The sequence below is a fragment of the Actinomycetota bacterium genome (genome assembly GCA_019347575.1).
GTDB lineage: Bacteria > Actinomycetota > Nitriliruptoria > Nitriliruptorales > Nitriliruptoraceae > JAHWKY01.
Genome location: JAHWKY010000013.1, coordinates 108,106 through 132,517 on the forward strand (window position 1 = coordinate 108,106; position 24,412 = coordinate 132,517).

The 24,412-nt window shown below is 70.5% G+C and carries 22 protein-coding genes and 2 pseudogenes; 23 read left to right on the forward strand and 1 reads right to left on the reverse strand.

Going from position 1 to position 24,412, the window contains the following annotated elements; translation table 11 throughout:
• Positions 1–137: 137 nt before the first annotated feature.
• From KY469_10915 to tsf, 5 genes and pseudogenes are all read left to right on the forward strand, one after another.
• The gene (locus KY469_10915) at positions 138–1,094 is read left to right on the forward strand and encodes a tyrosine recombinase XerC (GenBank protein MBW3663600.1); all 957 of its coding nucleotides are present in this window, start codon (positions 138–140) and stop codon (positions 1,092–1,094) included.
• Positions 1,095–1,158: 64 nt separating this feature from the next.
• A complete protein-coding gene (gene whiG, locus KY469_10920; GenBank protein ID MBW3663601.1) occupies positions 1,159–1,899 on the forward strand; it encodes an RNA polymerase sigma factor WhiG in 741 nt (246 codons plus the stop codon).
• Between the two features lie 136 nt (positions 1,900–2,035).
• A pseudogene (locus KY469_10925) lies at positions 2,036–2,497 on the forward strand (M23 family metallopeptidase).
• Positions 2,498–3,761: 1,264 nt separating this feature from the next.
• The gene (gene rpsB / locus KY469_10930) at positions 3,762–4,823 is read left to right on the forward strand and encodes a 30S ribosomal protein S2 (GenBank protein ID MBW3663602.1); all 1,062 of its coding nucleotides are present in this window, start codon (positions 3,762–3,764) and stop codon (positions 4,821–4,823) included.
• The gene (gene tsf, locus KY469_10935; protein ID MBW3663603.1) at positions 4,816–5,430 is read left to right on the forward strand and encodes a translation elongation factor Ts; all 615 of its coding nucleotides are present in this window, start codon (positions 4,816–4,818) and stop codon (positions 5,428–5,430) included. Before rpsB ends, tsf begins: the two co-directional genes overlap by 8 nt.
• 176 nt (positions 5,431–5,606) lie before the next feature.
• On the opposite strand, the gene KY469_10940 is transcribed toward tsf, so the two are convergent.
• Positions 5,607–7,292, reverse strand: a complete 1,686-nt coding sequence (locus KY469_10940) for a fibronectin type III domain-containing protein (GenBank protein ID MBW3663604.1) — start codon at positions 7,290–7,292, stop codon at positions 5,607–5,609.
• A 5-nt stretch (positions 7,293–7,297) separates the two neighbouring features.
• Between KY469_10940 and pyrH the strand changes: the two genes are divergently transcribed.
• From pyrH to rpsO, 18 genes and pseudogenes are all read left to right on the forward strand, one after another.
• Positions 7,298–8,233 carry a UMP kinase gene (pyrH, locus tag KY469_10945; GenBank protein MBW3663605.1) on the forward strand — a complete coding sequence of 312 codons (936 nt, stop codon included), beginning with the start codon at positions 7,298–7,300 and terminating at the stop codon, positions 8,231–8,233.
• A gap of 19 nt (positions 8,234–8,252) precedes the next feature.
• Positions 8,253–8,825 (forward strand): ribosome recycling factor, encoded by a 573-nt coding sequence (frr, locus tag KY469_10950; GenBank protein MBW3663606.1) that lies wholly within the window; start codon positions 8,253–8,255, stop codon positions 8,823–8,825.
• A gap of 59 nt (positions 8,826–8,884) precedes the next feature.
• Positions 8,885–9,724, forward strand: a complete 840-nt coding sequence (locus KY469_10955) for a phosphatidate cytidylyltransferase (protein ID MBW3663607.1) — start codon at positions 8,885–8,887, stop codon at positions 9,722–9,724.
• Between the two features lie 23 nt (positions 9,725–9,747).
• The gene (gene rlmN, locus KY469_10960) at positions 9,748–10,884 is read left to right on the forward strand and encodes a 23S rRNA (adenine(2503)-C(2))-methyltransferase RlmN (GenBank protein ID MBW3663608.1); all 1,137 of its coding nucleotides are present in this window, start codon (positions 9,748–9,750) and stop codon (positions 10,882–10,884) included.
• Positions 10,881–12,068 carry a 1-deoxy-D-xylulose-5-phosphate reductoisomerase gene (dxr, locus tag KY469_10965; protein ID MBW3663609.1) on the forward strand — a complete coding sequence of 396 codons (1,188 nt, stop codon included), beginning with the start codon at positions 10,881–10,883 and terminating at the stop codon, positions 12,066–12,068. The genes rlmN and dxr overlap by 4 nt, the downstream gene beginning before the upstream one ends.
• Positions 12,065–13,516, forward strand: a complete 1,452-nt coding sequence (locus tag KY469_10970) for a M50 family metallopeptidase (protein MBW3663610.1) — start codon at positions 12,065–12,067, stop codon at positions 13,514–13,516. The genes dxr and KY469_10970 overlap by 4 nt, the downstream gene beginning before the upstream one ends.
• A 54-nt stretch (positions 13,517–13,570) precedes the next feature.
• Positions 13,571–14,716 (forward strand): flavodoxin-dependent (E)-4-hydroxy-3-methylbut-2-enyl-diphosphate synthase, encoded by a 1,146-nt coding sequence (ispG, locus tag KY469_10975; GenBank protein ID MBW3663611.1) that lies wholly within the window; start codon positions 13,571–13,573, stop codon positions 14,714–14,716.
• Between the two features lie 225 nt (positions 14,717–14,941).
• Complete coding sequence (locus KY469_10980) at positions 14,942–15,409, forward strand: ribosome maturation factor RimP (protein ID MBW3663612.1); 468 nt, start codon at positions 14,942–14,944, stop codon at positions 15,407–15,409.
• 19 nt (positions 15,410–15,428) lie between these two features.
• Positions 15,429–16,577 carry a transcription termination factor NusA gene (nusA, locus tag KY469_10985; protein MBW3663613.1) on the forward strand — a complete coding sequence of 383 codons (1,149 nt, stop codon included), beginning with the start codon at positions 15,429–15,431 and terminating at the stop codon, positions 16,575–16,577.
• Positions 16,578–16,601: 24 nt separating this feature from the next.
• Entirely contained in the window at positions 16,602–16,907 is a 306-nt protein-coding gene (locus KY469_10990) for a YlxR family protein (GenBank protein MBW3663614.1), read from the forward strand.
• A pseudogene (gene infB, locus KY469_10995) lies at positions 16,904–19,609 on the forward strand (translation initiation factor IF-2). The gene KY469_10990 and the pseudogene infB overlap by 4 nt, the downstream one beginning before the upstream one ends.
• Positions 19,610–19,616: 7 nt before the next feature.
• The gene (locus tag KY469_11000) at positions 19,617–19,937 is read left to right on the forward strand and encodes a DUF503 domain-containing protein (protein MBW3663615.1); all 321 of its coding nucleotides are present in this window, start codon (positions 19,617–19,619) and stop codon (positions 19,935–19,937) included.
• Positions 19,934–20,389, forward strand: coding sequence for a 30S ribosome-binding factor RbfA (rbfA, locus tag KY469_11005; protein MBW3663616.1), 456 nt, complete (start codon positions 19,934–19,936; stop codon positions 20,387–20,389). The genes KY469_11000 and rbfA overlap by 4 nt, the downstream gene beginning before the upstream one ends.
• Positions 20,386–21,384, forward strand: a complete 999-nt coding sequence (locus tag KY469_11010; protein MBW3663617.1) for a DHH family phosphoesterase — start codon at positions 20,386–20,388, stop codon at positions 21,382–21,384. The genes rbfA and KY469_11010 overlap by 4 nt, the downstream gene beginning before the upstream one ends.
• Positions 21,381–22,331: a tRNA pseudouridine(55) synthase TruB gene (truB, locus tag KY469_11015; protein ID MBW3663618.1), complete on the forward strand. Its 951-nt coding sequence runs from the start codon at positions 21,381–21,383 to the stop codon at positions 22,329–22,331. Before KY469_11010 ends, truB begins: the two co-directional genes overlap by 4 nt.
• Positions 22,328–23,263: a bifunctional riboflavin kinase/FAD synthetase gene (locus tag KY469_11020; protein MBW3663619.1), complete on the forward strand. Its 936-nt coding sequence runs from the start codon at positions 22,328–22,330 to the stop codon at positions 23,261–23,263. The genes truB and KY469_11020 overlap by 4 nt, the downstream gene beginning before the upstream one ends.
• Before the next feature lie 116 nt (positions 23,264–23,379).
• Entirely contained in the window at positions 23,380–23,760 is a 381-nt protein-coding gene (locus tag KY469_11025) for a response regulator (protein ID MBW3663620.1), read from the forward strand.
• A 184-nt stretch (positions 23,761–23,944) separates the two neighbouring features.
• On the forward strand, positions 23,945–24,217 hold the full coding sequence (gene rpsO, locus KY469_11030; protein ID MBW3663621.1) for a 30S ribosomal protein S15: 273 nt from the start codon (positions 23,945–23,947) through the stop codon (positions 24,215–24,217).
• The last annotated feature ends 195 nt before the right edge of the window (positions 24,218–24,412 follow it).

Genomic DNA, 24,412 nt, shown 5'->3' on the forward strand with positions numbered 1-24,412 from the left:
CTCCGTGGTGGGACGTGACCGTAGGGTACCGGTGGCCCGGTGCTCCCTCGCACAGGTCACATCAAGCGGGCACTGCTCTTGACAACAGTTCACAACTACAACAGCATGTGTCTCGGGGGACGGTGTGAGGATGCGAGATGCCGGAGGCGACAGCGGCGGCGGGATCGCCGCTGCCGCCCGCGTGGGCGGGCGCGATCGACGCCTTCATCGGCTACCTGACGGCGGAGCGTGACCTCAGCCCGGGCACGGTCACCGCCTACCGTCGTGACGTGCGCGACCTCGCCCGGTGGTGCAGCGACCTCGGCATCGAGCATCCCGGCGAGGTCGAGCTCGTGGTCCTGCGCCGGTACCTCGCCCACCTCGCCGGCGCGGGCTACGCCCGCTCGACCATGGCCCGCAAGGCCAGCGCGCTGCGGACGTGCTTCGCGTTCCTGCGCCGTCGCGGCTACGTCGACCGTGACCCTGCCAACCTGCTGATCACCCCCAAGCAGGGGCGGGCACTGCCGCGTGTCCTGCGCCCCGATCAGGTCGTGGCGCTGCTCCTGGCCCCCGACCCCACGTCGCCGACGGGCCTGCGCGACCGGGCGCTGCTCGAGTTGCTGTACTCGTCCGGAGCGCGGGTGTCGGAGGCGTGTGCGCTCGACCTGGCCGACCTCGACCTCGCCGAGGCGCAGGTGCGGCTGTTCGGGAAGGGCCGCAAGGAACGCATCGTCCCGCTCGGAGAGCCGGCCATCGCCGCGCTCGACGCCTACGTCGTGGGCGGCCGCCCCGAGCTCGCGACGGGAGCCGAGCCCGCGCTGTTCCTCAACACCCGCGGCGACCGGCTCGGACCCCGCGACGCGCGTACCGCCGTCACCGCCGCGGCTCGCACTGCTGGGCTCGGTCGCGTGACGCCCCACACGCTCCGGCACAGCTACGCCACCCACCTGCTCGAGGGTGGCGCTGACCTCCGTGCCGTCCAGGAGCTGCTCGGTCACGCCTCGCTGCAGACCACCCAGCGCTACACCCACGTCTCCCGTGGTCGCCTGGTCGAGGTCTACACCGCCGCCCATCCGCGTGCCGGTGTACGGCCTTCGACGGGAGGGGGTGGGTAGCATGAGCGCGGCCCTCGCCGGTACCACACGTGGAAGGAGCGGCGTGGATCCCGAGATCCGCGCGTTGTGGGAGCGGTTCAAGGAGACGGGCGACCCCGGGCTTCGCGAGCAGCTGATCCTCAACTACGCCCCGCTCGTCAAGTACGTGGCGGGGCGCGTCGGCGTCGGGCTCCCCAACACCATCGAGCACCACGACCTCGTGTCGTACGGCATGTTCGGGCTGATGGACGCGCTCGAGCGCTTCGACCTCGGGCACGGCGTCAAGTTCGAGACCTACGCGATCACCCGCATCAAGGGCGCCATCATCGACGAGCTCCGCTCCGTCGACTGGGTCCCGCGCTCGGTTCGTACCAAGTCCAAGCGCATCGAGCGTGCGGTCGCCCGCCTCGAGCACCAGCTCCAGCGGACACCCACGGACGAGGAACTGGCCGACGAGCTCGAGGTGAGCGAGGATCAGCTCGCCGACATGCTGCAGCAGGTCTCCCTGGTCTCGATGGTGGCGCTCGACGAGACGTTCGACATCGGTGACGGCGACCGCGTCCCGTTGAAGGACACCATCCAGGACCAGCTCATGCCTGACCCCGAGGCCACGGTCGACGACGCGGAGATGAAGCGGCTGCTGCGGGACTCCATCACGCGTCTCAGTGAGCGTGAGCAGAAGGTGCTGGCGCTGTACTACTTCGAGGGTCTCACGCTCGCGCAGATCGGCGACATCCTCGGGGTCACCGAGTCCCGGATCTGCCAGATCCACACGAAGTCGGTCATGAGCCTGCGTGCCAAGCTCACCGAGCGCATCCAGGGCTAGACAGGTGACGCGCTTTCCACACCCTGCGTGGACGTCGGCGTCTCGTTCCCTTGGGTCCTGAGTACGGTGACCACCGTCGCGGGGGCGGCGGAGGGGATCCGTGCGTCCCGCTGCCCTGCTCGTCGGGCTCGCGCTCATCAGTGCCACGTCGTGGAGTGGGTCCACCGCGACGGCGGCAGCCGCGTCGCGCCAACGCGTCGGCCCGCCGGTCGGCGGTGTACCGGTCGTCTACGCCGCGCCGGTCCCCGGCCGCGTCGTCGCCCCGTTCGAAGCCCCCGCGACCCCCTACGCGCGTGGCCACCGCGGCGTCGACCTGGCGGTGACGCTCGGAGAGCAGGTGGCGGCCGCGGCGGTCGGAACGGTGGGGTTCGCCGGAACGGTCGCCGGGACGAGGTGGATCAGCATCCAGCATCCCGACGCGATCCGGACGACCTACGGGCCGATGGACCGGATCGACGTCCGCGTCGGGGATCGGGTCGCGCGCGGGCAACGGATCGGGACCAGCGCGCCAGGTCACGAGCCCGGACGTGGTCCGGTGTCCCTGCACTGGAGCGCGCGGCTCGGTCCCGACCGCTACCTCGATCCCCTGACGCTGCTGCGTGGCGGGACGGGGCCGTGGCGCCCCACCCTGGTCGGGGCGGGGGAGTGGTCGACCACCGGTGAGCGCGACGTCCCCGCCTACGACGAGTGGACTGGAGAGCACTCGTGGTGGGGCGCCGTGCCGGGATCGCGTGCAGCCGACGGCCCGGGCTGGGTGTTCGCGCCGAACCCCAACCTCGCGGTCGGGGTGGCGGGGTTCAACAGCCACAGCGGGGCGACCGCGATGGATCTCACCCACCTCGGCTACGCCCCGGAGGACGTGACCCACTTCAGCTACGCGGGCATCGATGCGGACGGTCGGCCGATGCCCTACGAGGCTCACGACACGCTGGTCGGCGTCCACGAGGCGGCTCTGCGGCTGCGCGACCAACTCCGTGCCCTGGCCGCCGCCGACCCGGGACGAGCGGTCGACCTGATGGGCCACTCGATGGGCGGCGTGGTGGCGCTGTGGTACCTGCTCGCTCTGCACGATCCCGCCGATCCGACCCTGCCGCCCGTCGACCACGTCGTCACCATCGCGTCTCCCATCGAGGGTGCGGCGCTGGCGGGCACAGCACAACGGGCGCAGCACAACCCCCTCGTCGACCTGATCGTCGATCACCTCGCCGGCCACGTCTCCGACAGCGCCTCGCTCGAGGACCTCGCACCGGGGTCGGCGCTCCTGAGCGAGCTCGAGCAACGATGGGTCCGCGCCCGCGAGGACCCCTGGAGCAGCCCGCTGGCCACGGGGACGCGTGTCGCGACCTTCGGGGGAAGCCGGGATCCGGTCGTGCCGGAGCACCGCAGCGAGCTACCCGACGCCCCGCACGTGGTCCTCCCCGGCGACCACTCGCGCGTTCGCGACACCGAGGCGAGCCGCATCGCGGTGCGTGCGTTCCTGGCGGATCAGCCGGTCCCGGGTGCACCGGGCGGCGTCGGGCACGTCCTCAGCTACGGCATCAGCTGGCTGGAGGGCCTCGTCGGTGAGCTGCTCGCACCACCGTTACCGATCCCCGGCCTCGGTTGACGCCGGTGGACCGTGGTGCGCCCCGCCGGTACCCTGCCCGGGACGGCCCGCCACGCGCGGGCCGTCCGCACGCAGCACCAACACCCATCACACACGTCCGCTGACGGATGGCCCCGGTGCCCGGCAACGGGTGGGTCACGCCGTGCTCAAGCAGCGCAGGTGTAGCACGACCCAGAGTGCTCGAGTAGCGCAGCGGTAGCACGATCTACTCCGGACGACGCGGGCGGAGGCCCAACCGAACCAGAAGGAAGAACACGTGGCTGTCGTCAGCATGCGCCAGCTGCTGGAGGCTGGCGTCCACTTCGGACACCAGACCCGGCGCTGGAACCCCAAGATGCGTCGCTACATCTACGGCGAGCGCAACGGGATCTACGTCATCGATCTGCGCCAGACGGTGGACTACATCGAACGGGCGTACTCCTTCGTCCGCGACCTCGTCGCCGGCGGCGGGAACATCCTGTTCATCGGCACCAAGCGTCAGGCGCGCGAGTCGATCCAGTATCAGGCACAACGGGTCGGCATGCCGTACGTCACCGAGCGCTGGCTCGGCGGGATGCTGACCAACTTCGAGACGATCAAGACCCGCATCGCCCGGCTCAAGGAGCTCGAGGCGATGGACACCTCCGGCACCTTCGAGCTGCTGCCGAAGAAGGAGGTCCTGAAGCTGCGGCGCGAGCACGAGAAGCTGCAGACCGCGCTCGGCGGCATCCGCGAGATGGAGCGGCAGCCGAAGGCGGTGTGGATCGTCGACACCGTCATCGAGGAGATCGCGGTCAAGGAGGCCAACCGCCTCGACATCCCGGTCGTGGGGATCCTCGATACCAACTGCGACCCCGATCTCGTGCAGTTCCCGATCCCTGGGAACGACGATGCGATCCGCTCGGCCGCGCTCCTGACCCGGATCGTCGCCGACGCCTGCGCCGACGGGCTGTTGCTGCGCGCGTCGCGGTCGCCGGACGAGGAGCTGCAGATCCAGGCCATGCAGGCCGCCCGATCCGCCGGCGGAGGCCTCGACGCCACCGAGCCCAAGGCCCAGTGGGAGATCGAGCTCGAGCGCGAGCAGGCCGCCAAGCAAGCGGCTGTCGCCAGCGCCGGCACCGAGGCAGCCCCATCTTCACCCCCGGCGGCTCCCGCCGAGACCGGCGACGCAGCCGACGAATCGACCGACGAGACCGCCACCGAGTCGACCGACGAGAAGGCCGCCGAGTCGACGGACCAGCCGACCAACGCGACGACCGACGCGTCGACCGACGCCGCCACGGAAGCGGGCGGCGACGAGGGCGCGACGGATGCCGGCGAGGGAACCCAGGATGGCTGACATCACCGCTGCCGCCGTCAAGGAGCTCCGCGAGCTCACCGGCGCCCCGATGATGGCGTGCAAGCAGGCGCTCGTCGACGCCGACGGCGATCTCGACGCCGCGGCCGACCTCGTGCGCGAGCGCACCGGTGCGAGGATCGCTGCTCGGACCGCCGATCGCACCGCCTCGGAGGGGCTGGTACACGCCTACCTGCACCAGCCGAGCCCCGGTACCCCGGCCAGGGTGGGCGTGCTGCTCCAGCTCAGCTGCGAGACCGACTTCGTGGCCAAGAACGAGGAGTTCCAGCAGCTCGCTCGAGACCTCGCGCTGCACATCGCAGCGTTGAAGCCGCAGTTCGTGCGTGAGGACGAGGTCGACGAGGCTGTACTCGAGAAGGAGCGCGACTTCGCCCGCAAGGAGGCCAAGGAGTCGGGCAAGCCCGACGACATCGTCGAGCGCATCGTCGAGGGCAAAGTCAAGAAGTTCTACGAGGAAGCGGTGCTGCTGAACCAGCCCTTCGTCAAGGACGACTCGAGGACCGTCGCCAAGGTCATCGAGGAGGTCCAGGGCAAGATCGGCGAGAAGATCGAGGTCGCGCGCTTCGTGCGCTTCCAGGTCGGCGCCTGACGCCGCTGCGCCTTCGTGCACGGCGTCCTTCCCTGTTGAGGATCGCGCCTCTGGTCCGTGGGGGTCATGGTCGCACGCCGTGCGAGACCGTACGCTCTGGGCGGGAGAACGGGAAGCCGAACGGGGTCAAGGAGCAGGCGAAGATGATCTACGAGACGCTCGCCCAGCGCGAGTGATCAGACCCCGTCGCACTCGGGTGCGAGCACGCCCTGGCTGCAGACCGTGGCGGGGGGGCCCGCCCCGACGATGTTGACGGCACGCACCTCGTAGTCGTGCGTGGCGGCGAGCAGCAGTACCGGATCGTCGTAGCTGGTCTGCTCGGGTCCGACGGTCGCGACCAGGACGCCGTCCCGGAGGATGTCGTAGCGCAGCACCGGCGCGCGTCCGTCGCTCTCGGGGGGTGCCCACTGCAACCGGCGGTTCACCAGCGTGGCCTGGACGGTGAGCTCGCGGGGCGCGGACGGTGTCGTCGGCGTCCGCGCGCTGGCGTAGCCGAAGAGACCCGGTCCGTCGTCGTTGAACGCGCGCACCGCCACCGTGTACATCGTGTCGCCTGACAAGCCGTCGAACTGCGCGGAGCGTGCCGAGCCAGGGAGGGTCAGTCTCCGGCTGGGTTCATCGGCCCCCCAGGCGAGGACCTCGTACTCCGTGATCGGGGTGCCGCCGGAGCTGGGCGCCGCCCACGTGACCTCGATCCTCCCCGGCGCGTCGGTCGCCGCGCGGGCGGTCGGTTCGGGTTGCCCGGGGGGTTGCGGGTACGAGCCCAACAGGGCACCGCCGGTGGTCGCGAGCAGGATGCGACCGGAGACGAAGTCGAAGTTCCGCAACGGTCCGCTGAGCGCGGTCTCGCCGACGATGCGGTGCGCCCACGTCCCGGAGGGTGTGCGCTCGAGCAGCGACGGTGCCGCGTCCGAGCGGCTCGCCAGGATCTGGTCCCCCGAGGCCGCCAGGAGCGTCGCGAAACGACCGCCAGGGAGGTCGGCGTCCTCCGGCTCCTCGATGAGCTCGAGCTCCCACGGCGCTCCATCGCTCGCGCGGTGGTACCGCGCGATCAGTTCGTGGGGCTGTACGTCGATGACGATGCTGTTGTCGGTCGCTGACAGGACGTTGGCGGCGCTCGTGCCGGGCGGCCCGAGGTTGTACGGGTCGGGGAGCCGCTCGGGCGTGAACCCTCCGCCGTTGCCGTGGAACACCCACACCTCCTCGTCACCGAGGTTGCCAGCAGCGTCGCGCTCTCTCCCGACCACGACGATGTCGTCACCGGCCAGGGCCACCTCCTGGCCGAAGCGGCCGCTCTCGGTCGCGGCCCCGGGGCGTACGAGGCGGTGGTAGCGCGTCGTTCCATCGGGTTCGGTGAGCCAGACGTGCACCTCGCCCGCTGCCCCGACCACGGTGCCCTCGTTCCGGGTCGCGAACTCATCGCCGACGACGAGCAGGCGACCGTCGCTGGCCACGCGCGGCCACGTGATACCCGCCGCGACCTCGCCCTCGTAGACCGCTTCCGATACCCCAAGACGGAACGACGTGACCGAGTTCCGGCTAGCCGCGAGGAGCTGGTCGTCGTGGACGTGGACCCCGAACTCGCCGAACCGTCCGGTCACGCTCGAGCCCATGGGGGTCGTGACGTCGTAGGCGCTCCAGGTCCCGTCGCCGAGGCGACGGTGAACGCGGACCGCGCCGGCATCGGTTACCCCGTCGACATCCGCGTCGTACGCGGCCACGGCGGCCGTGTCGCGTGTCACCGCCACCGCGGTGCCGTCGGACCCTCCGGGCCCGTCCAGGGGTGTCCACTCGATGTCGTTCGTGCCCGGGAGGGCGGCGACCGGTGTCACCAAGCCCATGACGAGGCCGACTGTGACCACGAGGAATGACCTGTGGCTCCGGGACATCGTGCGGATGCGGTCCCACGTCGTCATCTGGTTGCCTCCCCGGGTCGATCCGGCCCCCGCACGGCCGCTTCGCACGGCCACTTCGCCGTCAGTTCCCGGGATACCTGTCCGGGACGAGCGGTCCGGAGGCGTCGGCTAGCATCCTTACGAGCATCCGGGATCGCCAGCTGGAGGACCGCGCCGTGACCGACGCCAGCCGGCAACCCTACCGCCGCATCCTCCTCAAGCTCTCCGGAGAGGCGTTCGCGGGTCCCGAAGCGGACGGCGGCATCTCGACCCAGGTCGTGAACTTCATCGCGTCCGAGCTCGTCGAGCTCGCGCAAGCCGGCACCGAGGTCGGCGTCGTCGTCGGGGGCGGCAACATCTTCCGCGGGACGTCCCCTCAGGCTGCCGGCATGGACCGTTCGAGCGCCGACCAGATGGGGATGCTCGCGACGGTGATCAACGCGCTCGCCCTGCAGGACGCGGTCGAGAAGGCCGGTGTTCCCACCCGCGTCCAGAGCGCGATCGCGATGCAGGAGCTGTGTGAGCCCTACATCCGTCGCCGAGCGCTCCGCCACCTCGAGAAGGGCCGCATCGTGGTCTTCGCGGCCGGTCTCGGGGCGCCGTACTTCTCGACCGACACCGCGGCCGCGCAGCGGGCGCTCGAGATCGGGGCGGAGGTGCTACTCAAGGGCACCCAGGTCGACGGGATCTACGACGCGGATCCGCGCACGGCCCCGGATGCACACCGCTTCGAGTCGGTCGACTTCCTCGAGGTCCTCAACCGCGGACTCACCGTCATGGACGCGACCGCGATTTCGCTGTGCATGGACCACAAGCTGCCTATCGTGGTCTTCGAGCTGCTCGAGAAGGGCAACATCCGTCGCATCGTCGAGGGTGAGGCCGTCGGCACCCTCGTGACCGCTGGCTGACGCGAACAGGAGAACGCCGATGACCCAGTTCACCGACGTGAGGTCCGTCCTCGCCGACGCCGGACACCGAATGGACGGAGCCGTCGATCACCTGCAGATCGAGTTCGCCGGTATCCGCACGGGGCGCGCGAACCCCCAGCTGCTGCACAGCCTGCAGGTCGACTACTACGGCCAGATGACCCCGTTGCAGCAGCTCGCGACGTTCGCCGTGCCCGAGCCGCGGATGCTGGTGGTCAGTCCCTACGACAAGTCCTCGCTCGACGCGATCGAGAAGGCGATCCGTGACGCTGACTTCGGCCTCAACCCCTCCACCGACGGCCAGATCATCCGGTGCGTATTCCCCGAGCTCACCGAGGAGCGGCGCAAGGAGTACATCAAGCTCGCCAAGGCGCGCGCGGAGGACGCACGTATCGCGGTCCGCAACGTCCGACGCGATGCCAAGGACTCGCTCCAGAAGCTGGTCGACGACGGCGACATCGGCCAGGACGAGCACGACCGTGCCGCCAAGCAGCTCGAGGAGCTGACCGGGCGGCACGTCGGTCGGATCGACGAGCTGCTCGAGCACAAGGAGCAGGACCTGCTCGAGGTCTGAGGCCACCCTTGAGTGCCCAACCCGCCCCAGAAGAGCCTGCCGGTGACGCCGGCCCTCCCGTGACGGCCCTGCCGCCCGACCGACGGAAGGTGGGTGGCCGCGACCTACCCGTCGCCATCGCGGTCGGGGTCGTCCTCGCCGCGGCGTTCCTGCTGACCACCTTCCTCACGCCGCTGGGTTTCACCATCCTCGTCGGTGTGCTCGTGTTGATCGCCGTGTTCGAGGCGGGCGCGGTGTTCACCGACGCGGGCTGGCCCGTGGCACGTCCGGTGCTGACGGCCACCGCCATCGTCGCCCTGGCAGGCACCTACGAGCTCGGACTCGAGGGACAGGTCCTGGGCCTGGCCGTCCTGTTGCTCGGTGCGGTGGCGTGGGAGCTCGCTGACCCGCACCGGCACGACGTCGTGCGCAACATCGCCGGCACCGTCCTGCTGGGTCTGTGGGTACCCATGCTGGCGTCGTTCGCCATCTTGCTCATCACCCGACCGGTCGATGCGGCGGCTGCCGTGCTGGCGGTCGTCGGGGCGGCGATCGTGTCCGACATCGGGGCGTTCGCCGTCGGCGTGACCATCGGCCGCCACCGGATCGCCCCCACGATCAGCCCCAACAAGACCTGGGAGGGACTGATCGGCGGGCTGTTCCTCGCCGTCTTGCTCGCCGTGGCGGTGCTGCCCAACGTGGGTGAGCTGTTCGACGTCCCGACCGCCGTGCTGCTCGCCGTGGCCGGGGGGCTCGCCGGCTTCACCGGGGATCTGGCGGAGTCGATGGTGAAGCGCGACCTCGGCGTGAAGGACCTCGGCACGATCCTGCCGGGACACGGCGGCGTGCTCGACCGCGTCGACGGGATCCTGTTCGCGCTCCCCGTCGGCTACTACGTCCTCGAGCTGATGGGCCGCTAGTGCCGACCGTCGACCCGTACGCGCTGGACCGGTCCGGCCTCGAGACGTTGCTCGAGGAGCTGGGTGAACCGGCGTACCGCGGCCGGCAGGTGCACGCGTGGCTCGTGCGGGGCATCGACGATCCGGCGGAGATGACCGACGTCCCCAGCGCGCTGCGCCCCGAGCTGGCCGCGCGCTTCCTGCCCGCCCGCCCCGAGCTCGTCAGCCACGTGGTGACCGATGAGGGCCGTACCCACAAGCTGTTGCTGCGGTTCGACGACGGCGAGGCCATCGAGACCGTCCTCATGCTCTATCCCGGTCGTGCCACGGTGTGCGTGTCCAGCCAGGCGGGCTGCGCGCTGGGGTGTCCCTTCTGTGCGACCGGGCAGGCGGGACTGCGTCGGCAGCTCATCTCCGGCGAGATCGTCCGACAGGTGGTGGTGGCCGACGCCGCCCTCCGGACCGGCCGCCTGTTCGACCAGGACCTGCCGGAGGTCGGTCGCGCCGACCGCGTCACCAACGTCGTGTTCATGGGCATGGGAGAGCCGCTCGCGAACCTCGATGCGACCATCGCCGCGATCGAGTGGTTGCACGATCCCGAGGGGTTCGACCTCGGAGCGCGGAGCATCACCGTCTCGACCGTCGGACTGGTCCCCGGGATGCGTCGTCTCGCGGACCTCGGCATCCCCGTCACGCTCGCCGTCTCGTTGCACGCCGCCAACGATCGGCTCCGCGATGACCTCGTGCCGATCAACCGCACCCATCCCATCGCCGAGGTCATCGACGCCGCACGTGCGTACCGTGCCGCGACCAACCGCCGCGTCACCTTCGAGTGGTGCCTGATCGGAGACGTCAACGACTCCATCCGGGACGCGCACGAACTGGCGGAGCTCGCCCGGTCGTTGCGAGCGCACGTCAACGTGATCCCCATGAACCCCACTCCGGGCGTCGTGTGGCGCGAGCCGTCGCTCGCGCGCACCGAGGCCTTCATCGGTGAGCTGGAACGGCGGGGCGTCAACGTCACGCTGCGCGACACCCGTGGGCGCGACGCCGACGCGGCCTGCGGTCAGCTGCTGGCCCGGTACCACCTCGGTGACGGCCGCCGTCTGCCCGTCGCGGTGGGGGCGGCGGAGCGGGTCGACGCGTGGCGCACCGACGCGACTGACGTCGCCCCAACGTGAACCGCGATGCGCGCCGACGGGTCGTGCTGCTGGGCGCCACCGGCTCCATCGGCACGCAGGCACTGGACGTCATCCGCGCACATCCCGGCCGCTTCGAGGTCCTCGCGCTCGCAGCGGGAACCGACGCCCGTGCGCTCGCCCAGCAGGCCGAGGAGTTCGGGGTCACTCAGCTCGCGGTGGCGGACGCGGACGCGGCTCGTTCCCTGCGGGAGCGCCTCCCCGATGCGGTGGTCCGCGACGGCGCCGCCGGCATCGCCGAGATCGCCGCGCTACCAGACGCCGACGTCGTCCTCAACGCCGTCACGGGCGCCCGCGGACTCGCTCCGACGCTGGCTGCCCTCGGCGCCGGTCACGTCGTCGCGCTGGCCAACAAGGAGAGCCTGATCGTCGGCGGCGACCTGGTGATCGCGGCGGCGGAGCAGGCTGGGGGACGTGACCGACAGCTCGTCCCCGTCGACAGCGAGCACTCCGCGATCGCCCAATGCCTGCGCAGCGGAGCCGCGTCCGAGATCGGCCGGGTCGTGCTCACCGCCTCGGGAGGACCCTTCCGTGGACGCACCCGCGAGGATCTGGCCGGCGTCACCGTCGCCGAGGCCCTCGCCCACCCGACGTGGGACATGGGACCGGTCATCACGGTCAACTCGGCGACGCTGATGAACAAGGGGCTCGAGCTGATCGAGGCCCACCTGCTGTTCGACCTGCCCTGGGACCGTCTGGACGTCGTGGTGCACCCGCAGTCGATCGTGCACTCCCTCGTGGAGTTCGTCGACGGCTCCACGATCGCCCAGCTGTCGCCTCCCGACATGCGTCTGCCGATCCAGCTCGCGCTGGCCTGGCCTGAGCGCCTGCCGCACGCCTTCGCCGCGATGGACTGGACCCGTGCCGAGACGCTGACCTTCGAGCCGGTCGACCGCACGACCTTCCGTGCACTGTCGCTGGCGGAGGAGGCGGGGCGGCGTGCGGGTACCTTCCCCTGCGTGCTCAACGCCGCCAACGAGCAGGCCGTCGACGCCTTCCTCGCGGGGCGGATCCGGTTGCCCCGCATCATCGACGTCGTCGAGGACGTGCTCGAGGCGCACGCCGCGGGGAACCCCCCCGCGCCCCGCGACGTCGATGACGTCGTGGCGGCCGATGGCTGGGCCCGCGCCGAAGCGGACCGACGACTGGAGGAGGGCACGCGGTGAGCAGCAGCCTCGCGATCGTCATCTTCCTCGTCGGCATCTTCGTGGTCGCCATCGGCCTGCACGAGTGGGGCCACTTCTGGACCGCTCGTCGCTTCGGCATGCGTGCCGACCGCTACTTCATCGGTTTCGGCCCCACGATCTGGTCCACCCGCTACGACGAGGCCGAGGTGGGGGTCAAGGCTCTCCCGTTCGGTGGCTTCGTCCGCATCAGCGGGATGTCGTTCGGCGACGATCGGCTCGCCCCCGTCAGCGATCACGTCCTGACTCCAGACGACGTCGCGGAGGACCGCCGCGCATCGGCATCACGGATGCGGATCGACGTGCTCGAGACGCCTGCCGTGCCGATGGAGACGTGGCGACGCGTCGGCGAGGAACTGGCCCGGCGGGGCGTCCCCGCCGACACCCGCACCGTCATCGTCGACCGCGCTCGTGCGGCGGCCGGTGACCACGCCACGGTCGACGAGGCCCGCGAAGCGATCGACACGGCGGCAGGGGCGATGCTCGACGACACCGGTCGAGTCGGCGATCTGCGGCACCGCGTGCTCCGTGGCGACGAGGGCCGGTTCTTCCACGACCGCCCCGCCTGGCAGCGCGCCATCGTCCTGGCATCCGGCTCCTTCATGCACTTCGTCCAGGCGATCGTGCTGCTGTTCGTCGGCTTCCTGCTGTTCGGTCAGGCCATCCCGCTGCCGGTCGTCGACGAGGTGCTACCGGACTCCCCAGCCGAGGAGGCCGGGCTGCAGACCGGCGATCGCATCGCCGCCGTCGAGGGCGTCGATGTCGAGGACTTCGAGACCGCGCGGGAGTTCATCCGTGGCAACGCCGGTGAACCTCTGACCTTCCGGGTCGTCCGCGACGGGCGCACGATCGACGTCATCGCGACGCCAGAGGCCAGCGAGGTCGATGGCGAGACGGTGGGACTGCTCGGGTTCGTCCCCGAGGCGGAGGACCGCCCGCTCGCTCCCGGCGACGCGTTGTACGAGACCTTCGTGGGCGACACCGGCGTGGTCACCCTCAGCCGCGAGACGTTCCTTGCGCTCGGGCGTGTCTTCGGCCCCGACGGGCTCGGCCAGCTGTTCGGCCAGGTCACGGGCGAGCAGGAGCGCGGCATCGAAGGTGCGGCATCGCCGATCGGTCTCGCACGGGCGGCCGGCGAGGGCAGCGCCGAGTTCGGGCCGTTGTTCCTGCTCCTGATCCTGGCCTCGATCAACGTGTTCGTGGGGATCTTCAACCTCGCCCCCCTGCCACCCCTTGATGGCGGCCACCTCGCCGTCCTCGGCATCGAGTCGGTCGTCAACGGCGTCCGCCGCGCCCGGGGCCGAGTGCCCGATTTCAAGCTCGATCCCCGTGCGATCGCAGCCGTCGCCGTGCCCGTGATCGTCGTGCTCGGTACCGTGTTCCTGGCGGTTGTCTGGCTCGACATCGTGCGACCCATCCAGCTGCCCTGATCTGCACGACACACGCCCTCCGACGCGAACCCCGAGGAGCCCGTGGTCACCAACCTGCCCATCGCCGCATCACCGGCGCAGCCGGACCAGCCCACGCCACCGCGGCGGCGGCCGACCCGCCAGGTCCGCCTGGGCCCGTTGACGATCGGCAGCGATGCACCCGTGACCGTGCAGTCCATGACGATCACGCCGACGCACGAGGTCGACGCCACGCTGCAGCAGATCGCCCAACTGCAGGCGGCCGGATGCGACATCGTGCGCGTCGCGTGCCCGCGCCAGGAGGACGCTGACGCGCTGGCCGCGATCGCCGAGCACAGTCGCATCCCCGTCGTCGCCGACATCCACTTCCAGTGGAAGTACGCCGTCGCCGCCATCGAGGCCGGCTGTGCGGGCGTTCGCATCAACCCCGGCAACATCAAGAAGCACGAGAAGGTCAAGCTCATCGGTGGGCTCGCCGACGACGCCGGCGTGGCGATCCGCATCGGCGTCAACGGAGGGTCGCTCGAGGACGAGGTGCTCGCGCGTTTCGGTGGCCCGACTCCCGAGGCCCTCGTCGAGTCGGCGCTGAACGAGGTGCGCCTCCTCGAGGACGTCGGGTTCCACAACACCAAGATCAGCGTGAAGCACAGCGACCCGTGGACGATGATCGAGGCCTACCGTCTCCTCGCCGAGCGCTGCGAGTACCCGCTCCACCTCGGCGTCACCGAGGCGGGGCCGCTGAAGACCGGGGCGATCAAGTCCGCGGTGGGGATCGGGGCGCTGCTCGCCGACGGGATCGGTGACACGATCCGCGTCTCGCTGTCCGCGGACCCCGTCGAGGAGGTGAAGGCGGGGATCGCCATCCTGGAGTCGCTCCACCTGCGGATCCCCGGCCTGAACGTCGTGTCGTGCCCCGCCTGCGGTCGCGCCGAGGTGGACGTGTTCACGCTCGCCGAGACGGTGCAGAACGAACTCGAGGGCATCGACGTGCCCCTCCGAGTCGCGGTCATGGGCTGCGTCGTCAACGGGCCCGGTGAGGCCCGTGAGGCCGACATCGGTGTCGCCGCCGGCAAGGGCAAGGGTCAGATCATCAAGCGTGGTGAGGTCATCGCGACCGTCCGTGAGGAGGACATCGTCGAGACCATCGTCCACTTCGCTCGCGAGATGGCCGACGAGATCCGCGCCGAGCGGGGCAGCGGGACCCCGGTGGTTTCGGCCTAGCGCAACGCCCGACCTCGTGGGGGCCGATGGCAGGGCCCACCGGGCCGTGGTAGGCTCCTTCCTGGCTTGGGGAGTGGGCCGTGGCGCCCACTTCCGCTGCGTTCGGGGCCGAACTCGCCCGGCGCGACAACTGGACGTCTCACGCGACGGCCGGCCCTCCAGGGCCGGCCGTTGAGCGCGAGCCAGAACGATCCCAGACGGAACGATGCGAGCAGGAGGAGGACGGTGAGCACGGAGGAACGCGGCGCTGACGAAGCGCTTCGCGACGCCGTCGCCGGGCTCGCCGAGCCCATCGTGCGCGCCGCCGGCACCGACCTCGAGGAGGTCGAGCTACGCGGTCAGCGCGGGAGCCGACTCGTGCGCATCGTCGTCGACCGCGATGGCGGCGTCGACGTGGACCTGATCACCGCGCTGTCCCGCGATCTGGGGGATGCCCTGGATGCCGAGGACCTCGTGGAAGGTCGTTACACGCTCGAGGTCAGCTCGCCCGGTGCGACCCGGCCGCTGCGGACCGGGCGGGACTTCGACCGCAACCGCGGTCGCCCCGTGCGGGTCAGCCGCCTCGGTCAGCCCGAGCTCACCGGAACCGTGATCACCGCAGACGACCGTGCCGTGACCCTCGAGGTCGACGGGGAGCACCTCGCCGTCCCCCTCGATGAGGTCGACCACGGCCGCGTGGTGCTGCCGTGGTGACGCCGAGGAGGAACACGACGTGAAGATCGACATCGAGGCGCTCCGCCAGATCGAGCGCGAGAAGGCCATCGACTTCATCACCGTCGTCGAGGCCTTCGAGACCGCGCTGGCGTCGGCGTACAAGCGCTCGCCGCACGCTGGAGGCGAGGAGGCACGCGTCGCCGTCGACCGCATCACCGGTGACGTGACGCTGTACGCGCAGGAACTCGACGACGACGGCAACGTCGTCAGCGAGTGGATCGAGGAGCCCAAGGACTTCGGCCGCATCGTGGCCCAGACCGCCAAGCAGGTCCTCCTCCAGCGCCTCCGGGAGGCGGAGCGGGAGGCTACCTACGGCGAGTACGTGGGTCGGGAGGGCGACATCATCTCCGGCGTGGTGAGCCAGCAGGGCAGCGTGACCCTCGTCGAGCTCGGACGCACCGAGGCGCTCCTGCCGTACAGCGAGCAGCTCCCCAACGAGCGCCTCGAGCACGGCGAGCACACCCGTGCGGTCGTGATCGAGGTCCGGCGTCAGCAGCGGGGCGCGCAGATCGTCGCCTCGCGTACCCACCCCGGCCTCGTCGTCGGTCTCTTCGCCCTCGAGGTGCCCGAGATCGAGGACGGCATCGTCGAGATCAAGGCCATCGCCCGGGAGGCGGGCCACCGCACGAAGATCGCGGTGAGCAGCAACGACCCCGACGTCGATCCCGTCGGGGCGTGTGTGGGCCCGCAGGGTCAGCGGGTGCGTGGCGTCATGAAGGAGCTGCACAACGAGGCCACGGAGAAGATCGACATCGTTCCGTGGGCGGACGACCCGGAGCAGCTGGTCGCGAACGCGCTGTCGCCGGCCAAGGTCAGCAACGTCTACCTGTACCCCGAGGACGCGACCGCCCTGGTCGTCGTGCCCGACTACCAGCTGTCGCTGGCGATCGGTCGCGAGGGCCAGAACGCCCGCCTCGCGGCCCGGATGACCGGCTGGCGCATCGACATCCGCAGCGAGGCGCAGTTCGAGGAGGAGCAACGAGCGTTCCAGGAGGCGTTCGAGAAGGGCCTCGTGGACGAGTACGGCAACCCGCTGAACGACGAAGGGGTCGCGGCCGTGGCCGCTGCCCAGGAGCGCGCCGCGGAGGCGCGCCAGAGAGCCATCGACGAGGGCGAGAGCGGCGAGGACGCTGCCGAGAGCGCGTGAGATGGGACACAGGAACGTGACGAGGTGGATGCACAGGTACCATCGGATGAGCACGTGCCCCAGCGCACGTGCGTCGGCTGCCGTCGTCAGCGTCCACGGACCGAGCTGCTCCGCGTCGCGCGGACGCCGCACGGAGCCCGCGTCGACGACGAGCGGCTCGAGGGCCGCGGTGCGTACATCTGTCCCGATCCCGACTGCGTCGCAGCGGCTCGACGCCGTGGCGGAGCCGCGCTGGCACGCGCTCTGCGCGTGCGGACCGACGAGGTCGCGAGCGCGCTCGACGAGCTGACCCGGCGCGTCGGTCGAGGGACCAAGGAGCGAGAAGCGTGAGCAACAAGGTTCGTGTGTACGAGTTGTCAAGGGCCACTGGCCTCGACAACAAGGACGTCCTGCGCCGTCTCAAGGATCTCGGCATCGACGCCAAGTCCCACTCCTCGTCCATCACCGAGGGGGAGGCGCAGCAGTTCAGGGAGTCCCTGGGCAAGTCCCAGGCCGAGCGCGACGCCGAGGACGAGGCGCGCCGACGCAAGGAGCAGGAGGAGCTCGAGCGGTTCAAGAACGTCGCCGAGGTCGCACCGCCCGAGCGCAAGAAGGCCGCCAAGGTCCTGCCGCCCCACCTCCGCAAGCTGCAAGAGCAGGAGGCGGCGGCCACCCTCGAGGCCGACGAGCAGGCCCCCGCTGCGCAGGCCGAGGCCGACGAGCTCGTCGCCGAAGCGACCGCCGAGCCTGCCACGGCTGCCGAGGTCGACGCGGACACCGAGGGTGGCACGGCCGACGCCGGCCCACGGATGCCCGGCGCTCCGTCGCCCGCATCGGACGAGACGCCGATGCGCCCCCAAGCGGCTGGACGGATGCCGGGCGCGCCGCCGCCCCCGACGGTGACCGGTGCCACGCCTCGGCCACGGCGCGTGCAAGAGCCGACCCTGCCCAAGGAGGGCTCCGGCAAGCGCGCCATCCCCCCGCCGCTGCGACCCGCTCCGCCGACCCGCCAGCCGGCCGCCCGCCGTGGCCCTCCCCCTGGCGACGCCGGACGCGGTCGCCCCGGCGGACCTGCCTCGCCGTACCGACAGCCCGTGGGTCGAGGCCGGCCGACGACCGGTCAGCCGACACCGGGAGGTCCGCCCCCACCGCCCCAGCAGCAGCCCGGTCGCGGCGCCCCGCCGCGCACCGGCCCGGGCGGCCCAGGACGCAAGCGCCGTCGCAAGGAACGCACCACGCCGGAGGAGCAGGAGCTCGACCGTCGTCCGACGCGTCGCGACATCCCGCTCGAGGAGCAGATCAAGGCCGAGCGGGTCGAGATCCTGTCCGGGATCACCGTCGGTGAACTCGCCGACAAGCTCGGCGTGCCCGGCGCGGCGATCGTCAAGAAGCTGTTCGAGATGGGCGAGATGGCGACGGTGCAGCAGACCCTGCCCGACGACACCGTCGAGATCCTGGGTGCGGAGCTGGGCTTCGAGGTGTACTTCATGTCCCAGGCGGAGGCCGAGTTCGGTGTCGAGGAGCCCGAGGATCCCGAGGTGCTCCAGCCACGACCGCCGGTCGTGACCGTGATGGGCCACGTGGATCACGGCAAGACCCTGCTGCTCGACGCGATCCGCGAAGCCGACGTCGTCTCGGGCGAGGCCGGCGGCATCACCCAGCACATCGGTGCGTACCAGGTCCAGCACGATGGACGCCTGGTGACCTTCATCGACACCCCGGGGCACGAGGCTTTCACCGCCATGCGTGCCCGTGGTGCCCAGGTCACCGATGTCGTCGTGCTGGTCGTCGCGGCCAACGATGGCGTCATGCCCCAGACCATCGAGGCCATCAACCACGCCAAGGCGGCAGGCGTGCCCATCATCGTGGCCATCAACAAGATGGACCTGGACAGTGCCGACCCGGACAAGGTGAAGGGTCAGCTGACCGAGTACGAGCTCGTCGCCGAGGATTACGGCGGCGAGACCCCGACCGTGCCGGTGTCCGCCAAGGCGAGGATGGGCATCGAGGACCTGCTCGAGATCATCCTCCTGCAGGCGGACCTGCTCGAGCTCGAGGCCAACCCGAACAAGCCCGCGCGTGGCCGCGTCGTCGAGGCACACCTCGACAAGGGGCGCGGACCCGTCGCCACCCTGCTGGTCGAGGCCGGGACGTTGCGTCCAGGCGTGATCCTGGTGGCTGGTGTCGCCGACGGGCGCATCCGGGCCATGTTCGACGAGGACGGCCAGGAGGTCGAGGAGGCGCCGCCCGGCACTCCGGTGCAGATCCTGGGGATGAACGACGTCCCGGAAGCGGGCGACCAGTTCCGCGTGGTCGACTCGGAACGCAACGCTCGCGACATCGCCGAGCGTCGCTCGAGCCGGGCACGGCGAGCGGGACTCGCCGAGCAGGCACGCCCGAAGACGCTCGAGGATCTCACGGCCGAGGTCGCCGCCGGCGAGAAGGCCACCCTGAACGTGATGATCAAGGCCGACGTGTCGGGCTCGGCGGAGGCGCTCGAGAGCTCGCTGATGAAGCTCGAGCTCGCCGAGGTCATGGTCAACGTCGTCAGCAAGGGCGTCGGTGCGGTGAACAAGTCGGACGTGATGCTCGCCGAGACGTCGGACGCGATCATCGTCGCGTTCAACGTCCGCCCCGACGCGAACGCCCGCGAGGAGATCGCTCGCGCCGGCGTCGATCTGCGCACCTACTCGGTCATCTACGAGGCCATCGAGGACATCGAGCGCGCCGTCAAGGGCCTGCTCGCTCCCGAGTTCCGGGAGCAGGTCATCGGCGAGGCCGAGGTCCGCGAGATCTTCAAGGTCCCGAAGGCCGGGTTCGTGTTCGGATGCATGGTCACGAACGGCGTCGTGCGTCGGGAGGCCGGCGTACGCGTCATCCGGGATGGCGTCGTCGTCGCCGAGGACACGATGTCGTCGCTGCGCCGCTTCAAGGACGACGTCAAGGAGGTGTCGCAGGGCTACGAGTGCGGCATCGGCTTGAACTCGTTCCAGGACGTGAAGGAAGGCGACGTCCTCGAGGCGTACGAGACGGTCGAGGTCGAGCGGGAGTGACCCGACGGTGGCATCCGACGGAACGGTGTTCGTCGGGGTAGCGCGTGTCGAGCTGCGCTTCCCTGGGGTGGGCTCGCTGAAGGGCAAGCGTGCGGTCCTGAACAAGGCGCGCGCGGGACTGCAGCGCACGCTCGACTGCTCCGTCGCCGAGGTCGGGGCACAAGACCTGTGGCAGCGCACCGTCCTCGGCGTGACCGTTGCCGCCTCGAGCGAGATGGGAGCCGATCGAGTTCTGGACCGCATCGTGCCCGTGCTGGAGCGCGACCCGCGTCTCGAGGTGATCCGCATCGACAGCTACATCGAGAGCTGGAACGGAGAGGGACCGTGACCAAACGCGGCGCCAACCCACGCGTCACCGAGTCGGTGAAGGAAGCCATCGCGTCGATCCTCGAGACCGAGATCGCCGATCCCCGCCTGCGGCTGGTGACGGTCACGGACGTGCACCTCACGCACGACCTGAGCCACGCGACGGTCTACTACACGACCGTCGACCCGTCGCTCGTGTCCGGCGATGTGCGCCGTTCCGGGGGCGATCGACTCGCCGACGACGAGACGGTCGCCGAAGGTCTGGAGAGTGCCGCGCCCCGGATCCGGTCCCTGCTCGGGCGCCAGGTCCGACTGCGCCAGACCCCCGAGCTGCACTTCCGGTCCGATCCCGTCGCGGCGAGCGCCGGTCGCGTCGAGGCCCTGCTGCGTGAGGTCCGGGCGCGGTCCGGCGAGACCGACGAGACCCACGAGACCGACGGGGCCGAGATGGGCCCGGAGGGCGAGGAGGAGTGAACTGGCTCGAAGCGGTTCCCGACGAAAGCTGGAGCGGCGCCCTCGCGGCGCTCCAACGGGCGCGGGCGTCCGATCAGCAGGTGGCGCTCGCCTGCCACGTCGAACCGGACGGCGACGCGCTCGGATCGATGCTGGCGATGTACCTGGTGCTACGTCGGGCGGGCTTCGACGTCATCGCGTCCTGGGGTAGCGAGCCCTTCACGATCCCTTCCTCGTACGCGTTCCTGCCCGCGATCGAGCACGTGCGCCCTCCCGACGCGTTCCCCGCGGCCCCCGCGGTGATGGTCACCTTCGATGCCGCCAGCTACGACCGCCTCGGTGTGCTCGCCGATGCCGCACGCGAGGCTGAGACGCTCATCGTGTTCGACCACCACGCATCGGGTGAGGACTTCGGCGACGTGCGCCTGGTGGCTGGTGGGGCCGCCGCGACGGTCATGCTCGTGGCCGAGTTCCTGCGCCGTATCGGCGAACCCCTCGATCGCGACCTCGCTGCGTGTCTGTACACGGGTCTGGTGACCGACACCGGTCGGTTCCAGTACAGCTCCACCGATCCGTCCGCGATGGAGCTCGGCGGCCGCCTGCTGGAGACCGGCATCGAACACGAGGAGCTCTCGCGGCGCATCTACGAGACCCACCCGTTCGGCTACCTCGGTCTGCTCTCCGTGGTGACCGCTCGGGCGCAGCTCGACGAGTCGACCGGCCTGCTCGACTCGTACGTGACACAGGACGACCTGGCCGACAACTCCCTCGAGTTCGAGCACACGGAACCGCTCGTCGATGTGCTGCGGTCGGTCGAACGTGCGCGGGTCGCCCTGTTGCTGAAGGAGGCCGCCGACGGGACCTGGCGGGTCTCGCTGCGGTCGAAGGGCGCGGTCGACGTCGGTGCGCTGGCGGCGGCCCTCGGTGGTGGAGGCCACGGCTTCTCTGCCGGGTTCACCAGCTCGGATCCCCCTGAAGAGGTGGTCGCCACCGTCCGGGAGCGACTCACACCGTGAGCCGCCGCCGTGGGACCGATCGTCACACTGGTGTCCTCGTCGTCGACAAGCCGGCAGGCGTCACCTCGCACGACGTGGTCGACGAGGTCAGGCGCGCGGCGGGACAGCGTCGGGTGGGCCACACGGGCACGCTCGATCCCGGGGCGACCGGCATCCTCGTCGTGTGCCTCGGTAAGGCGACCCGCATCGCGCGGTTCCTCCAGGAAGGGGCCAAGACCTACACCACCACCGTTCGGTTCGGTGTCGAGACGACGACCCAGGACGCGGGGGGAGACATCGTCACCGAGCGTCCTGCGGAGCACCTGACCCGCGAGGACATCGAGTCGGCGCTCGGGCGCTTCCGCGGCGAGATCGAGCAGGTCCCGCCGATGGTGTCCGCCATCAAGGTCGGAGGCGAGCGGCTGCACGAGAAGGCCAGGCGGGGCGAGGAGATCGAGCGTGAGTCGCGGCCGGTGACGATCCACGAGCTGTCGCTCGACGCGTTCCGCTCCGGATCGACACCCGAAGCGGATCTCACGGTCAGCTGTTCGGCCGGTACCTACGTCAGGACGCTGGGGCACGATCTGGGACGGGCACTCGGGGTCGGGGCGCACCTGAGCTCGCTGCGACGGACACGCAACGCCGGCTTCGACGGCGGCGATGCCCACTCGCTCGAGGTCGTGCTCGAGCACGGTGAGCGCGGGGCGTTCGGTGACCTCGTGCTCCCCGTGCATCGCGCGCTCGACACGCTCGACGAGGTCACGGTCGAGGTGGAGGGTGCCCGCGCCGTCGCCACCGGTCGGTCACTGCCGGCCCAGGGTTCCCCCGCCCCGTACCGCGTCACCTACCGTGGTCGCCTGCTCGCGGTGTACCGCGACGATGGTGAGGAGGGACGGCCAGAGGTCGTGCTCATCACCCCGAAGGACCTGGCGGACCAGCCCGCTGACGGAGAGGAGCAACGGTCGTGACGGTCGTGGCCGACGTCTCCGAACTGCCACCGCAACCCTCGGTCGTCACGATCGGGTTCTTCGACGGCGTGCACCGTGGTCACCAGGCGATCGTGGGCCGGGCCGTCGAGGAAGCCCGCCGTAGCGATCGACGCCCCGTCGCCGTGACTTTCGACCGTCACCCACAGGAGGTGCTGGCTCCCGGGTCACAGCCCCGCTACCTGATGTCGCTCGAACGTCGCGTCCACGCCCTGCTGGGGCTGGGTCTCGACGCCATACTCGTGCAGCCGTTCACGCTGGAGTTCTCGCGGTGGGAACCCCAGCGCTTCGTGGCGGAGATCCTCACGCAGGGTCTCGCGGCCGAACACGTCATCGTCGGTGCCAACTTCCGCTTCGGGCACAAGGCCGAAGGCACCGTCGAGGACCTGCGCGAACACGGCTCGTTCACGGTCGAGGCGGTCGATCTCGAGGTCGAGGACGGCGCCCCGATCTCGTCCACACGGATCCGGCGCCTCCTCGACGGACCGGGAGACGTGACCGAGGTCACGGCTGCGCTCGGTCGTCCCTACTGGCTCGACGGCACGGTCATCCGTGGGGAGGGACGCGGACGCACGATCGGCATCCCGACCGCGAACATCGAGGTCGACCACCGCCTGCAGGTGCCGGCGAACGGCGTGTACGCCGCGTGGGCCGAGATCGACGTCGAAGCGACCGAACGGTGGGCCTCCGTGGTGAACATCGGCACGCGTCCGACGTTCGGGGGCGAGCACGTCACGATCGAGGCGCACCTGCTCGACCGCAAGGACCACGACCTGTACGGACGCCACCTCGCGCTGGGCTTCACCCACCGACTGCGGGACGAACAGCGCTTCCCCGACGCCAACGCGCTGGTCGAGCAGATCCACGCCGACATCGCGGAGTGTCGCCGACTGATGAGCGTCGATGCCGTCTGATGATCGGGTGCTCGGGCAGTGAAGCGGTAGGACCACGTGGACGGGAGAGTTGCAGCGGTCACGGCGCACGTCATCCTACGCTGGCGGCGTAGGTGTCGTGCGGCGTCGGAGTTGGTGTGGCAACGATCCTCGTGGTCGAGGACGATCCCGCGGTCTCGAGCATGCTCGAGATGACGCTCGCCGTGGAGGGCTTCGAGACCGAGATCCTCAGCGACGGTACAGCCGCGCTGGCGCGGCTGGACGACGAACCCCCTGACCTGGTCATCCTGGACATCATGATGCCGGGCGCCAACGGCTACACGGTCCTGGAGGCCCTTCGCGGACGCGAGGCATGGGAGGACGTCCCGGTGATCATGGCGACCGCGCTCTCCGGAGACGAGGACGTGTGGCGGGGATGGTCGGCCGGGGCCGACTACTACCTGTCCAAGCCCTTCAGCCTCGACCACCTGCGCTCGGTCGTGCTGCGGCTGCTCTCCGGGGAGACCCCTCTGCCGTGACGGCCGTTTGCCGGGGGAGTGCGGGCCTGTCACACTACCGAGAGCCGATCCATCCGGATCGTGCTCGAACCGTGCTCGTTCGGGCGTCGGGTCCTCTCCCAGCACACGGCTCCGCGCCGTGCGCAGGACGACCCCGGGTGACTCCGTCACCGCCCGGCGACGCAGGGACGCAGGAGTGCACGCCGTGGCAGCAACCCTCCCCGACGAACGGTCGGAGATCGTCGCCAAGTTCGCCCGCAGCGAGGGCGACACCGGCTCTCCCGAGGTCCAGGTCGCGCTGCTGACCAAGCGCATCGACCACCTCACGGAGCACCTCAAGGAACACAAGCACGACCACCACTCGCGTCGTGGTCTGCTCCAGATGGTGGGGCGCCGCCGCCGGCTGCTGAACTACCTGCGCGACAAGGACATCGAGCGCTACCGCGCGCTCATCGCGGAGCTGGGTCTGCGTCGCTGAGACCACGAGGCCGGGACACGTCCTGGCTTCGTCACGATCCAACCCCGCACACAACTGAAGAGCGGACCGTCACGGGCGCCGGCCGTCGGTGATCAGTGGTGGTGGGGGGGGGCTCCCCGCCCCCACCACTGGGCCACCGGCACAGCCCGCCCCGCCGGGCTCCGCCCAGGAGTACCCACCGATGGGGAAGCTCGG

Excerpts from the sequence above, each read along its gene's own strand:
- KY469_10915 (MBW3663600.1), top strand. The coding sequence starts at position 138 with ATGCCGGAGGCGACAGCGGCGGCGGGATCGCCGCTGCCGCCCGCGTGG.
- tsf (MBW3663603.1), top strand. The coding sequence starts at position 4,816 with ATGGCTGACATCACCGCTGCCGCCGTCAAGGAGCTCCGCGAGCTCACC.
- pyrH (MBW3663605.1), top strand. The coding sequence starts at position 7,298 with ATGACCTGTGGCTCCGGGACATCGTGCGGATGCGGTCCCACGTCGTCA.
- frr (MBW3663606.1), top strand. The coding sequence starts at position 8,253 with ATGACCCAGTTCACCGACGTGAGGTCCGTCCTCGCCGACGCCGGACAC.